The organism is Ruegeria sp. YKSF57 (assembly GCF_059612585.1).
In genome coordinates this window covers 187,521-200,948 of sequence record NZ_JBXWQW010000003.1, presented here as the reverse complement: position 1 = coordinate 200,948, position 13,428 = coordinate 187,521, and the positions used below count along the sequence as shown (strand labels likewise).

13 protein-coding genes and 1 pseudogene are annotated in these 13,428 nt (G+C 60.4%); 6 read left to right on the top strand and 8 right to left on the bottom strand.

Going from position 1 to position 13,428, the window contains the following annotated elements; translation table 11 throughout:
* Together AC2FLX_RS02210 and AC2FLX_RS02205 are read left to right on the top strand one after the other, a co-directional pair.
* Positions 1–233 (top strand): integrase core domain-containing protein (locus tag AC2FLX_RS02210; protein WP_496875369.1); only part of this gene is annotated, 233 nt, incomplete at its 5' end.
* A 98-nt stretch (positions 234–331) separates the two neighbouring features.
* A pseudogene (locus AC2FLX_RS02205) lies at positions 332–996 on the top strand (HupE/UreJ family protein).
* 824 nt (positions 997–1,820) lie between these two features.
* On the opposite strand, the gene ptsP reads toward AC2FLX_RS02205, so the two are convergent.
* A complete protein-coding gene (ptsP, locus tag AC2FLX_RS02200) occupies positions 1,821–4,064 on the bottom strand; it encodes a phosphoenolpyruvate--protein phosphotransferase (protein WP_480747719.1) in 2,244 nt (747 codons plus the stop codon).
* Positions 4,065–4,108: 44 nt separating this feature from the next.
* Positions 4,109–5,344, bottom strand: coding sequence for an aspartate kinase (locus tag AC2FLX_RS02195; protein WP_480747720.1), 1,236 nt, complete (start codon positions 5,342–5,344; stop codon positions 4,109–4,111).
* A gap of 166 nt (positions 5,345–5,510) precedes the next feature.
* Here AC2FLX_RS02195 and AC2FLX_RS02190 point away from each other — a divergent pair, with 166 nt between their 5' ends.
* A complete protein-coding gene (locus AC2FLX_RS02190) occupies positions 5,511–5,867 on the top strand; it encodes a hypothetical protein (protein WP_480747721.1) in 357 nt (118 codons plus the stop codon).
* Here AC2FLX_RS02190 and AC2FLX_RS02185 read toward each other — a convergent pair.
* The 5 genes from AC2FLX_RS02185 to AC2FLX_RS02165 form a co-directional block, all read right to left on the bottom strand.
* Positions 5,861–6,499 (bottom strand): SDR family oxidoreductase, encoded by a 639-nt coding sequence (locus AC2FLX_RS02185; protein WP_480747722.1) that lies wholly within the window; start codon positions 6,497–6,499, stop codon positions 5,861–5,863. The two genes, AC2FLX_RS02190 and AC2FLX_RS02185, sit on opposite strands and share 7 nt — an antisense overlap.
* A gap of 3 nt (positions 6,500–6,502) precedes the next feature.
* Positions 6,503–6,946 (bottom strand): DUF1178 family protein, encoded by a 444-nt coding sequence (locus AC2FLX_RS02180; protein ID WP_480747723.1) that lies wholly within the window; start codon positions 6,944–6,946, stop codon positions 6,503–6,505.
* A gap of 52 nt (positions 6,947–6,998) precedes the next feature.
* Positions 6,999–7,481 (bottom strand): NUDIX hydrolase, encoded by a 483-nt coding sequence (locus AC2FLX_RS02175; RefSeq protein ID WP_496744752.1) that lies wholly within the window; start codon positions 7,479–7,481, stop codon positions 6,999–7,001.
* A 129-nt stretch (positions 7,482–7,610) separates the two neighbouring features.
* Positions 7,611–8,360 carry an EcsC family protein gene (locus AC2FLX_RS02170; protein WP_496744754.1) on the bottom strand — a complete coding sequence of 250 codons (750 nt, stop codon included), beginning with the start codon at positions 8,358–8,360 and terminating at the stop codon, positions 7,611–7,613.
* Positions 8,361–8,417: 57 nt separating this feature from the next.
* Entirely contained in the window at positions 8,418–8,912 is a 495-nt protein-coding gene (locus AC2FLX_RS02165; protein WP_480747726.1) for a GNAT family N-acetyltransferase, read from the bottom strand.
* 72 nt (positions 8,913–8,984) lie between these two features.
* Here AC2FLX_RS02165 and AC2FLX_RS02160 point away from each other — a divergent pair, with 72 nt between their 5' ends.
* Positions 8,985–9,590, top strand: a complete 606-nt coding sequence (locus AC2FLX_RS02160; RefSeq protein ID WP_480747727.1) for a flavin reductase family protein — start codon at positions 8,985–8,987, stop codon at positions 9,588–9,590.
* A gap of 135 nt (positions 9,591–9,725) precedes the next feature.
* Here the strand turns inward: AC2FLX_RS02160 and AC2FLX_RS02155 are convergent, their stop codons facing one another.
* The gene (locus AC2FLX_RS02155; protein WP_496811024.1) at positions 9,726–11,360 is read right to left on the bottom strand and encodes a SulP family inorganic anion transporter; all 1,635 of its coding nucleotides are present in this window, start codon (positions 11,358–11,360) and stop codon (positions 9,726–9,728) included.
* A gap of 160 nt (positions 11,361–11,520) precedes the next feature.
* Here AC2FLX_RS02155 and AC2FLX_RS02150 point away from each other — a divergent pair, with 160 nt between their 5' ends.
* Positions 11,521–12,399: a DMT family transporter gene (locus AC2FLX_RS02150; RefSeq protein WP_480747729.1), complete on the top strand. Its 879-nt coding sequence runs from the start codon at positions 11,521–11,523 to the stop codon at positions 12,397–12,399.
* 131 nt (positions 12,400–12,530) lie between these two features.
* Positions 12,531–13,403, top strand: a complete 873-nt coding sequence (locus AC2FLX_RS02145; RefSeq protein ID WP_496811023.1) for an S-methyl-5'-thioadenosine phosphorylase — start codon at positions 12,531–12,533, stop codon at positions 13,401–13,403.
* The last annotated feature ends 25 nt before the right edge of the window (positions 13,404–13,428 follow it).

Sequence of the window (13,428 nt, the reverse complement as noted above, 5' to 3'; positions counted from 1 at the left end):
GGTTCCTAGATAACATCTTCGTCGAGCGGCTCTGGCGGAGCTTGAAATACGAATGCGTCTACCTGCACGCCTGGGAGACCGGATCAGAGGCGAAGGCGGGCGTTGGGAAATGGATCGATTTTTACAACCGCAAACGCCCACACTCCGCCCTTGGCGGCAAACCCCCAGCCGTGGTCTATTGGCTGAGAAAAGAAGAAACCCAAACCGATCAGCAGGAGCAAAGAGTAGCTTAAACTACGCCAAAACCTGTCCAAACATTGGGGAGTAGTTCATGGATATTGCGGGTCAACCCATCTAGATTGAAGATCTGGAAGTTCAAAAGAACGACGTTTTGGTCCATCTACAGCCCCTGCAGTCTGAACCCACGACGCTTCGGTTCACACCAGAGACAGCCGTTCAGAACATACCTTCTGAACAGACCACATGGTTTGTTTTCACCGCGTATTTCCAGTTGGGTTTTAAACACATACTGGAAGGTTGGGATCATCTGCTGTTTGTCTTCGCGCTGTTTATTCTGGTTCGTGATCCGTAGAGACTGGTGGGAGCAGTCACAGCGTTCACCCTAGTGCATTCAATAACACTGGCACTGGCAACACTGGGATTTTTGAATGTCCCCGGCCGCCGGTCGAGGCCATCATTGCGCTTTCTATAGTTTTTCTGGCGATGGAAATTGTTAAGGGCGGCGACGGGCGTTTTCGACTTTCGAAACAGAAGCCCTGGATCGTTTGTTTCTGGTTTGGGCTTTTGCATGGGCTTGGTTTTGCAGGTGCTTTGGCCGATATCGGACTACCTACAAACGATATCCCTGCGGCCTTGCTTGCCTTCAACCTGGGCGTCGAGGCAGGCCAATTGAGTTTTGTCGGAGCTTTGGCGCTGCTTCTGCCAATCTGGCGAATGATTGCGTTTCCCGTTAGTCAAACAACAACAGTGGTCACGGCCTATTGCATCGGATCGATATCGATGTATTGGCTCATAGAACGCGTTAGCGGGATTTGAAATGCTACGCCTCTGGTTCTGTTGAGGTGTTAAATCGTCGCATAAGGCAACTTGATTGCAAAAGGTTAGAATCGACCGCACAGGTACAACTATTAAAGTGGCCGCGCACAAAAGCCGACTTCGTAGCATTTGAAACGTTAGTGTTTAACGCGCCAGCCATGGGCGCTTCCCGTCCTACCCGCGGAACAGGCGTGTCCGCTCTCAGGCTGGAGCAGTCATCGAAACCAAACAGGCGAGCGGCAGCACCGTCCCGCGTCTCGATTGCCGAAGCCGAGCGTGGCGAAAAGGCGGTTTGAGTTCCACCAGATTTGGCAGAGTTGAATGACCGGTCTGGCGACATCGATTGCAATGCAGCGATGAGTGTTCCGCACTTGCGAGCGGATGCTGCGTCAGCAACAGCGGCATGGGCAAATGGCGGCAAAGTTGCGCATTTTGCCCATTCATGTTCCGAGCGATGAAAGTCAGCTGTGGTCCTTTCTTACCAGTTCAAGAGCCATACAGCGAACGGTGATCGATGCGTTTGTATCCGACCAGTCATTGCAAGCTGTGTTCTCAAACTGGCCTGCCGAGCGCACGCAATTTGTGTTCAGTCCGATGATTGCAAGCTGCTTGCGCATTTTCTGGGTTCATCAGTAGACAAACCGGGTTTGACGCCTCCGACAGGGTCAGGTCATTCGTGCCGAATATCAAGATGGTTGCAGGTCGAGCGGACTGTGTTTGCGGGCCGCCTTACCTAAGAACAAGAGGGGCGCTGCCTCTCTTGACCTGCGGGCAATTCACCCTGGGTATTTGAGACCAGAAAGAAGCAGGGGCGGCGAGGAGTGTCAGACCTGATTTCGCAGCCATTCCATCACCGCCGGGCGCGCGGTCTGGTCGCCGCGGTGGCTGGCGTCGGAAATGATCTTGCGCAGATCCTGAAGGTTGGCGCGCAGAAGCAGGCTTTTGACCGGGCCAATCGAGGCGGGACGCATGGACAGGCTGCGGATGCCCATGGCGGCGAGGCAAATGGCCTCGACCGGGCGGCCCGCGTCCTCGCCGCAAAAGCTGAGCGGGGTGTTGGAGAGATTGCAGCGCTCGACGATGCGTTCGATGAAAGTCAGGAAACTGACATTGAGCGTGTCATAGCGGCGGCGCACCAGTTCGTTTTCGCGGTCGGCAGCGAAGAAGAACTGCTTCAGGTCGTTGCCGCCGATGGAGATGAAATCCACCTCGTCAAAGAACTTCTGAGGCGCAAAGGCCAGTGACGGTGTTTCCAGCATCGCGCCGATTTCCAGGCTTTCCGGTAACGGGTGGCCCAGTCGCTTTTCCCGGGCGATGGTTTTTTCGATCTCCCAGCGAGCGGCGTAGAACTCTTCGGCCTGAGCGACGAAGGGAAACATGATGGTCAGCGGACGGCCATTGGCGGCCCGGATCAGAGCCTGAAGCTGCATCCGCATGACGCCGCGCTTGTCGAGACCGACGCGGATCGCGCGCCAGCCCAGCGCCGGGTTCGGTTCGGCCACGTGTTTCATGTAGGGCAGCACCTTGTCGGAACCGATATCGAGCGTCCGGAACACCACGCGCTTGCCCTGCGCGGCATCGAGAACGCGGGCGTATTGCGCCACCAGTTCCGAACGTTTCGGCATCTGGTTACGGATCAGAAATTGCAATTCGGTGCGGAACAGGCCGACGCCCTCGGCCCCCGAAGTGGGCAGCGATGGCAGGTCGGCCATCAGCCCGGCATTCATCACCATATCGATCTTGTGCCCGTCCAGTGTGACCGCAGGTTTGTCGCGGATCGAAACGTAGCGTTCCTGTGCCTTGGCCTGCATTGCGATCTTGTCGCGGAAAGCGCCGACAACGGTATCTTCGGGGCGCAGGTGTACCACGCCCTGATCGCCATCGACCAGAATATGGTCGCCGTTCAGCGCCTCGGTCGTAATGCGGCCTACATGCACCACCAGTGGGATTGCCAGGGCGCGGGCGACGATGGTCGCGTGGCTGCCGACAGACCCTTCCTCGAGCACGATGCCCTTGAGAGAGCGGCCATATTCCAGCAGATCGCCGGGGCCGATGTTGCGGGCCACCAGGATGGGATCGGGCGGCAGTTCAAGCCCGGTATCCCTGCCCTGCCCTGTCAGGTTTCTCAACAGGCGGTTGCTGAGATCATCAAGGTCTGCAAGGCGTTCGCGCAGATAGGGGTCAGTGACCTGGCTCATCCGGGCGCGCGCCTGCGACTGTTCCTTTTCGACCGCTGCCTCAGCGCTGAGACCACGGGCGATGTCCTCTTCCATGCGGCGCATCCAGCCTTTGGAATTGGCAAACATCCGGTAGGCTTCGAGCACCTGCAGCTGTTCCTTGTCGCCGTCCTGCGAGAATTCGAGCATCTTGTCGACGCCGACGCGCAATTCCTCGACCGCTTCGTTCAGGCGCTCGAGCTCGCGCTGCGGGTCATCCGCGATCGGATTGGTGACCACCACGCGCGGTTCGTGCAGCCAAACGTGCCCCTCGGCGGAACCCTCCTGGGCCGGGCCACCCTTGAGCACGACGGATTGCTGGTGCAGGGGCGACAAGGCCGCACCCTCGCCGATGAAGGCGCCAAGCTCGGCCATTTCGGCCAGAACCATGGCGACCACTTCCAGCGCATAGACCTCGTCGGCGGAAAACTGGCGTGCCTCGCGCGACTGCACCACCAGAACGCCCAGTTTTTCGCCCAAACGCTGAACCGGCACGCCGAGGAAGGACGAGAACCGTTCTTCGCCGGTTTCCGGCATGTAGCGGAACCCTTTTTCCGCCGGAGCGTTGGGTGTGTTGACGACCTTGCCGGTCTTGGCGACGCGGCCCACCAGCCCTTCACCCATCCGCATGCGGGTCTGGTGCACCGATTCCGGCGCAAGGCCCTGGGTCGCACACAACTCCAGTGTCTCTTCGTCGCGGAAAAGATAGACCGAGCAAACTTCGCTGCGCATGCTGTCGGCGATCAGATGGGTGATCTGATCGAGACGCTCCTGGCCGGCGGCTTCGCTGGCCATCGCTTCGCGCAGCCGCCCCAGCAGCTTGCGGGATTCTGTTTCAGTGCCGTCAGCCATGGGCCCCATCACGTTTTTGTGTCAGGCGCCCCAGTCGAGAAAACTCAGGCGGCCTTGTCCAGTCCAAACGCATCATGCAGCGCCTGAACGGCAAGTTCCATGTATTTCCTGTCTACAAGCACGGAAATTTTTATCTCGGAGGTTGTAATGACCTTGATGTTGATCCCCTCATCCGAGAGCACCTTGAACATTTTGGCCGCAACGCCGGATTGCGAACGCATGCCGATTCCCACCACCGAGACCTTGGCGACGTCAGGTTCGATCTGCAGAATGTCAAAGTTCAGCGCAACGCCCTTGATGTCGTTCATGGCCTTTTCGGCGCGTTTGACCTGATCGGTCGGCAGGCTGAAGGTCATGTTGGTGCGACCCTCCTCGGAGATGTCCTGCACGATCATGTCGACGTTCACACCCGCATCCGACAGGGCCCCGAAGATGGTGGCGGCGATGCCCGGGCGGTCAGCAACCGACAGCAGGGTCATCTGGGCTTCGTCGCGCGAATAGGCGACGCCGGAGACAACATTGGATTCCATGATTTCCTCCTCATCGCAGACGAGCGTGCCCGCCTCGTCGGTTTGTTCCTCGAAACTCGAAAGGACGCGCAGTTTTACCTTGTAGCGCATTGCCAGCTCGACCGAGCGCGTCTGCAGCACCTTGGCCCCAAGCGAGGCCAGTTCGAGCATTTCCTCGAACGAGATCTTGTTGAGCTTGCGCGCCTTGGAGCAGATTCTCGGGTCGGTGGTATAGACGCCGTCCACATCGGTGTAGATATCGCAGCGTTCGGCACCGAAGGCGGCGGCGAAGGCCACGGCAGTCGTGTCGGAGCCCCCACGGCCCAACGTGGTTATGCGGCCCTCGGGGCTGATGCCCTGAAAGCCTGCGATCACGGCAACCTTCATGCCCTCGCCGAATTTCTGGTTCAGGTTGTCGGTCGGGATTTCCTCGATCCGGGCGGCGGAGTGGGCCGAGGTGGTGATCAGCGGCACCTGCCAGCCCTGCCAGCTGCGCGCCGGGATATCCATTTCCTGCAAGGTCAGCGCCATCAGGCCGGCAGTCACGTTTTCACCCGAGGAGACGACGGCGTCGTATTCGCGCGCGTCGTAAAGGGGCGAGATTTCGTCAACCCAGCCGACCAGTTCGTTGGTCTTGCCCGACATGGCCGAAACGATGACGATCACATCATAGCCCTTGGCCACCTCGACGCCGACGCGCTTGGCGGCGCGGCGGATGCGGTCGAGATTGGCAACCGAGGTGCCACCAAATTTCATCACGAGTAAGGGCATGGGGCCAAAAGTCTCCGCGCCAAGGAATTCCGGTCCCGAGCCTCTTATGCGAGGGGGCAGCCAAGAGCAAGTGGACAAAGGCGGAATGCCTGCGGCAAGGCACCGCTTTACATTGCCGGGGCCGGGTGCCAGCTTGGGGCGGTTCCATACGCATAAGGGGTTTTCGATGCGATCAGTTCTTTTGGCTTTTGCCGTGTTGTCCACCCAGGCCACAGCGCAGGAGGCGACGGTATCCGGAACCGACGGTCAGAACGCCTTGGGTACTGTTCCCTGTGCCGCCGTACCTGGCCAACAGATCGAAAGCTGTCCCGCCGAATTTCGCCGCAAGGACGATGGAGCCTCGACACTGGCGGTTCAGTTGAAGACCGGAGAGGTCCGGCGGATCTATTTCGAGGGGACGAAGGCGGTGGCGTCCAGTTCCACTTCGGCCCTGTCCACGGAAACGCGCGGAGACATGCTGATCATCTATATCGAGCCGGGCGAGGTTTACGAACTGCCACTCAGGGCGCTGACCTCTCAGTAAGGGTGCGTGCGGCCGTCCCATGTCTCGAAACAGCCGGTTGAGGCCAGCGACAGCGCCTCGAACCTTTGGATGAGGCCATTGACGGCCTCGTCTGTGGTGATGGTGGCCGCAGCTCCGCCCATGTCGGTCTGAACCCAGCCGGGGTGGTAGATTCCCACGGCGATGCCGTCGTCTTTCAGATCCGTGGCCAGATTGCGCCCGAGATTGAGCGCCGCCGCCTTGGAGGCGCGATAGATATAGCTGCCGCCGGGCGCATGTTCATGCGAAGCCATCTGTGACGAAATGATCGCGATTTTGCCGCGCGCCGCACGCAGGTTGGGCAGAAGGGTCTGAATTGTCAGGAACACGCCAGTGACATTGGCGGCAAAGGTCTGGTCCCACATCTCGCGCGGATAGCCGTCGATGGTCTGTCCCTTGTCCAGATAGACGCCCGCGTTGCAGATGAGAAGATCGACTGGCTTGTCCTGCAATGTCTCGGCCATCGCGCGGTGATGGCCCGGGTCGGTCACATCCAACAGGATAAAGTGGCTGCCGTCACGGGCAGTGCCTGAAACGTCATGCCCTGCCTGCCGGTAATGATCAGCCAATGCCTTGCCGATGCCCCGGTTTGCGCCGGTGATGACCACGTGCATGGGTCAGTTTGTCTTGCGGTTCGGCATGAAGGGCAGCGGCGCGACCGGCACGCCCTCTTCCATCAGCGCCTTGGCGTCTTCCATTTTGGCTTCGCCATAGATCGACCGCTCGGGCGCTTCGCCCAGGTGGATCTTGCGGGCCTCCGCCGCGAAATTCTTGCCGACGTAATCTGAATTTTTTTCGATGTTGCGGCGCAGTTCCGCCAAGGCCTGCTCTGCTACTGAGGCCGGTTTCGACAGCGGTTTTTCGGATCCGTGTCGGGTATCGTCCGTTGTGGTTCGGCCGGGACGCACACGTGGCGTCATGATCGCCTTTTCTACCTCGCTGCCGCCGCAGATCGCGCAGGTCACCATCCCGGCCCCGGCGAGCTTGTCAAAAGCATCCGCTGACTGAAACCAGCTGTCGAAGCTGTGGCCTTCACTGCACTTCAGAGCGTATTGAATCATCTTGCACTCATATTCTCAGGTCCATGAATAGATATCCAGCCGCCCGGCAAGATCAAGACTTGATCTTTTCCTTGTGTATAAGATGTGGATGAAATTCCAACAGCATCCGGGCGAGCTCGGGTTCGTTCACACATGCCGCCGCCTTGTGTGGGCGAAACCATTTACGGCGGCGCTGGTCGCGCTCGGGGAAACTGGCGGCAAGACGGCAGACACGGATCGGAAACACCTCGACCATGCATGGCAGATTTCCCTTGCTGCCCCGCGTTTTTGTATAGGTGAAGCTGCCGATGCTTTCGGATTGGCACAAGCCGATCACGCCAGCCTCTTCCCAGGCTTCGACCGTCGCGGTTCCGGCGGCGTCGCGCGAAAAGATCGGCCAGCCCTTGGGGATCAGCCACCGCCCGGTTCCTCGGGAGGTCACCAACAGGATTTCAGGCTTGTTTTCTTTGATCCGATAGCACAATGCGCCGTATTGGATACCAATCCGGTTTTCTTCCGGAGCGCTCAATAAGTCACTGGAAATTTTTACGTTCATCAATCCTCCTGCCTCACAGGATAGCAGGGAATCTGTTTCATGTCAGGTCGCACACACTAAATGCTCCCACATATTGTAGGAACGCCACGGTTACCCGCGAAATCTTCACTCTTTTGGGATCAATTCCGCCTATTTCAGCATTTTTGCAGTCAATCTGGTCAACAATTCGTCCTGTGGGATATCCGCGTCGATCGCGAGGCGTCTGAGACCGAAATGCACGCCTGCGACCTGCTGGTAGTAACGGGTATAGACATAGTTGGTGCCACCGCCCGCGACCGCGCCCAGAACCGGAATCGATTGCGCGGCAAGTTTCTGCCCCAGCGCGGTGGCAAGGCGCGGTGCGACACTGGCGATCAGTTTTTGCATGGTGGCGCCGGTCAGCGTCAGCCGGATCGAGAAAAAGCCCAGATCCGCGCCATCATCCTGCGCCAGCGGCCCCGCCGAGGCCAGAACGCGCACGCAATCGAACATCACACCTTCGGAGGCCGGATCGAAGCCCTGGCGCGCGGCCTCGCCCTGAATGGCACGCAACAGCATGGTGGTGGTGACCGGCAATTCGACCAGAGCGGTGGGCAGCCCGCCAAACCCACCCGCAGCGCCCATTGCCGTGGCGATCGCTGTGTTCACCCACGCCTTTTGATCCGGAACGGCGCGGCGCGAGCCATGGGCGGCGCGCATCGCAACCCACAGCGCGCGCTCGGTTGCTTCGCTCAGGCCGTCGCGGATGTTGGGAGGAAGCTGGTCAAGCAGGTTTTCCGCCTTGCCGCCCAACCGGTTAAGCATGCGGATACCCATGCCTCCCGCTGCACGGTACTCGGCGGCAAGCCGGTCGAGTTCCGCCTCGGCGTCGACGGGTTCGACGATCACGATGTCCTGCATTCGCAACGCCTCCTTCATCAAGAAAAGATCGGTGCGCGCGTGCCGGGTTTCAATGGGTTATTTCGTCCAGCGGGTAACAGGGCCGCAAATATCCACCCAGCCGCCGGGCACCAGTTCCATGCCGAGAACCCGGTCAGGGTTTGTAGGCGGCGGCATTTCCACGCCTTCCAGCCGAGTGAAGCCAAAGCGCGAGTAATAGGGCGCATCGCCCACAAGCATGACACGATGCCAGCCCTGGTTGCGCCCGGCCTCGACCCCTTCTCGGATCAGGAACCCGCCCAGACCTTCGCCCTGGTGCGTGGGGTGAACCGCAACCGGCCCCAGTAACAGCGCGTCATGATCACCGACGTGAACAGGCCAGAACCGGATGGCACCAGCCACGACGCCGGTGTTGTCGCGCACGACCATCGACAGGCCCGCCACGGGCGGAACATCGTCGCGCAGACGATAGGAGGACAGCGCCTCGCGCCCGGGCGCGAAGCACAGGTCGTAGAGGGCTTCAACCTCCCACCAGTCGTCCGGTCGTTCCGGGCTGATTCCGAATTGCTGCACCCTGGCCCTCTTTTCAGCTGTGGAAATCGCCCTAGCACTTCGCTACGCCTTGGGCAAACGCTTGGAGATATGATGTTCTATCGACCCGAAGACGGCCACGGCCTTCCGCACAACCCGTTCAACGCCATTATCACTCCGCGCCCGATCGGCTGGATATCGACCCGCGATTCGGATGGGATCAACAATTTGGCACCCTATTCCTTTTTCAACGGGGTTGCTTACACGCCGCCGCAGGTGATGTTTGCCTCAACCGGCACGAAACACGATCAGATCGGCGGCAAGGACAGTATCGCCAATATCGAGGCGACAGGCGTATTCTGCGTGAATGTTGTGGCCCATGCGCACCAGGATGCGATGAACGCCAGCTCGGGCAGCCTTCCAAAAGAGGTGGACGAGTTTGCCCATGCCGGATTAACCCCGGTCGAATGTGAAACCATCCCCTGTGCCCGCGTACAAGGTGCCCCGGCGGCGTTGGAATGCAAGCTCACCCAGATCGTCACCCTGCCCGGCGCGGCCAACCGCGTCGTGTTTGGAGAAGTGACAGGTGTGCACCTGCTCGACGACCATATCCGGGAGGGCAAGTTCGACGTAACCTCATTCAAACCTCTGGCGCGGCTTGGGTACCGGGACTATTCGGTCGTGTCCGAGCTGTTCTCGCTCAATCGCCCGGATGATTGAGGTTGTCGGGGGCTCTGCCCCCACCGCCCGTTTCGGGCGGCTCCCCCGGGATATTTTTTGGCCAGATGAAGCAGGGATTCTTCATTCATCTGGCTTCAAATATCCCGGAGCGCGAGGCGGAGCCTCGCAAAAGGATCAGTGCCCGCCTAGAATGCCGGTGCGGACAGAGTAATCAACCGCCAGCTCGTAGTCCGGGTCATCATCACTGTCGACCATCAGGTGGCCTGCCTTGTTCAGCAGCTTGTGACAATCCCGGCTCAGGTGGCGCAGCATGACGCGTTTACTCGCGGCCTCGTATTTGGCCGCGATATTTTCGATGGCTTGCAATGCCGACTGGTCCACCACACGGCTTTCAGCGAAATCGACGATGACGGTTTCCGGGTCATTCGGCACATCGAAAAGTTCGATAAAGCCGTCTGACGACCCAAAGAACAGCGGCCCTTGGATTTCATAGACCTTTGCCCCCTTTTCGGTCGCCGACTCGCGGGTGACCGCGTGGATGCGTTTGGCGTTGTTCCAGGCATAAGCCAGCGCCGAGACGATCACGCCGACGACCACGGCAACGGCGAGGTCTTCCATCACGGTGACGACGGTGACCAGCACGATCACGAAGGCATCCATCAGCGGCACCTTACGCAGGATGTTGAACGAGTTCCACGCGAAGGTGCCGATCACCACCATGAACATCACGCCAACCAGCGCAGCCAGCGGGATCTGTTCGATCAGGGGCGCGGCAAAAAGGATGAAAATCAGCAGGAACAATGCGGCCGCGATGCCTGCGACGCGGGTGCGGCCGCCGGATTTCACGTTGATCATCGACTGTCCGATCATGGCGCAGCCCCCCATGCCGCCGAAGAAACCGGTGACAACGTTGGCGGTGCCTTGTGCGATACACTCCTGCGACGCGCCACCGCGTTTTCCGGTGATCTCGCCAACTAGGTTCAGGGTCAGCAGGGATTCAATCAGGCCGATAGCGGCGAGGATCACCGCATAAGGCAGGATGACCTGCAGCGTTTCGCGGTTGAGCGGTACCATCGGGATGTGGAATTGCGGCAGGCCGCCTTCGATCGAGGCCAGATCGCCGACGCGCGGGACGTCCAGGCCAAAGCCGATGACAAGCGCCGCGACCACGAAGATGCCAGCCAGCGGGGCCGGAATGATACGGGTGATCCGTGGCATCACCCAGATCACCGCCATGGTCAGAGCAACAAGGCCCAGCATCGTATAGAGCTGCAGGCCCGACAGCCATTCACCGCCGCCCATGCCGTGGCCGGTGTTTTCCATCGATCCCGGCACCTTGAACTGACCCATCTGCGCGAGAAAGATCACGATGGCGAGGCCGTTGACGAAGCCCAGCATCACCGGATGCGGCACGAGGCGGATGAACTTGCCCCATTGCATCACACCCGCGATGATCTGAAGGATGCCCATCAGAACCACCGTTGCAAACAGGTATTCAACCCCATGCTCGGCCACCAGGGCCACCATGACGACGGCCAGCGCGCCGGTTGCACCCGAGATCATGCCGGGACGCCCGCCGATCAGGGCGGTAATCAGCCCGACCAGAAAGGCCGCATACAGGCCAACCAGCGGGTGTACGCCCGCAACAAAAGCAAAAGCGACCGCCTCGGGCACCAGCGCCAGCGCCACGGTGAGGCCCGACAACAGCTCGATCCGCAGGCGCGATGGGGTCAGACCCTCGTCCGGCATCCAGCGCAGATCGGGTATGGCTAGGCGATTGGCAAAACTTGCCAGCATGGCTCGGGGCATGGATCGGTCCTGTTGGTCGGTTTGTTCGCGCAAAGGCGCCTTCTAGACGGTTGTGCCCCATCAAGCCACCGCACTGAGCGGGATGCGGCCATGCGTCGCGCGCATGGCGAAGACCCGGCCGGTCTTTACTTGGTCGCAGTCTTGCCCCTAACTCATCGGCATGAGCGATCACTTGAAAGGTCTGATCATTACAACGCTGGGCGTGCTGCTGGTCGTGCCGGATTCACTGTTTGTGCGGCTGATCGGGGCCGATCCGATGGTGACTGCATTCTGGCGCGGCCTGACCGCCGGAACGGTTGTGCTGATCGTCCTGCTGGCGGTTCAGGGGGTGAGCGGGTTTCGGGCCTTGCTGAACACCGGTTGGCCGGGCGTGATCTATACGATCCTGATCGGCTCTACCGCGCCGGCCTTTGTTCTGGCCGTCAGCAATACCAGCGTCGCAAACGTGGTGTTCATCTTTGCCTCGATGCCGATATTTGCCGCGATTTTCAGCCGGATTTTCCTGGGCGAGCCCATTCGGCGGCGCATGGTGCTGACGATGGCGGTGGTCTTGGCGGGGCTGGCGATGATTGCCTATGGGTCGGGCGAGACGCAGATTTCGTCCTGGAGGGGTGACATCTGGGCCGTTTACGTGTCTGCCGCCTTTGCGGCCGCGCTGACCGCGGTGCGCAAGGTCAGGGACACGTCAATGATCCCGGCCATTCCGATTGCCTATATCGGTGCGGCGCTCATAATTGGGATGTTCGTATCGCCGGCTGCGGCGTTTGAGCAGCAATGGCCGCTGTTTCTGGGTCATGGAGCCTTTATCGGGGCGGCCTCGTGCCTGCTGGCGCTTGGCCCGCGCTACATCAGCTCGGCCGAGGTGTCGTTACTGGTCCTGCTGGAATCTGTTCTGGCGCCCATTCTGGTCTGGGCGGTAGTCGGTGAAGATCCGGGGCCTTGGGCGATCGCGGGAGGCGCAGTGGTGATCGGCGCGCTTTTGGTGTCGAACCTTGTCGCGGTGTTGGCTCCGGCGCGCCGCGCAGGTGGGGCCACCTGACGCAGCCACTGGTCGTCTTCAGGGCATTGTGACCAGAGGGCACCTTGGGACACGGCACAGCGCTCTTGTCATTCCGGTCGCGGCCCTCCAAAAACCTTGAGCAGGCAACGACCAAGGCAGGGAGAGCACAGGTGAGCCAGACGAAAATCGCGGTGATCGGCGGATCGGGCATCTATGAGATCGACGGGCTTGAAAACGCCAAGTGGGTTGCGGTTGAGACCCCTTGGGGAGTCCCCTCGGACGAGGTTCTGACCGGGTCGCTGGACGGGGTCGACATGGCTTTTCTGCCGCGCCACGGGCGGGGGCACGTGCATTCGCCGACAGAGGTGCCATACCGCGCCAATATCGACGCGCTGAAGCGGCTGGGGGTGACAGACGTCATCTCGGTCTCGGCATGCGGGTCGTTTCGCGAAGAGATGGCGCCGGGGGATTTCGTGATTGTCGATCAATTTATCGACCGGACGTTCGCGCGCGAGAAAAGCTTTTTCGGGACCGGCTGTGTTGCCCATGTCAGCGCGGCGCATCCAACCTGCCCGCGCCTGAGCGACGCCTGCGAGGCGTCTGGAAAGGCGGCAGGGATCAACATTCACCGCGGCGGCACCTATCTGGCGATGGAAGGGCCGCAGTTCTCGACCCTGGCGGAATCGAAGATGTACCGCGAGGTCTGGGGTTGTGATGTGATCGGCATGACAAACATGCCCGAGGCCAAGCTCGCCCGCGAAGCCGAGCTGTGTTACGCCTCGATCGCCATGGTCACCGACTATGACAGCTGGCACCCGCATCACGGCGAGGTGGATATCAGTGCCATTTTCGCCACGCTGACCGGAAACGCCGACAAGGGCCGCGCGCTGGTCAAGGGGTTGCCCGCGTTGCTGGGGGCGGACCGCGCGCCCTGCCCGCATGGCTGCGACCGGGCGCTGGATTTTGCCATTCTGACCGCACCAGAGAAGCGCAACCCGGAGTTGCTGACGAAACTGGACGCGGTGGCGGGGCGGGTGCTTTAGCTACAAAAGGCTGAGAAGTCGCCCG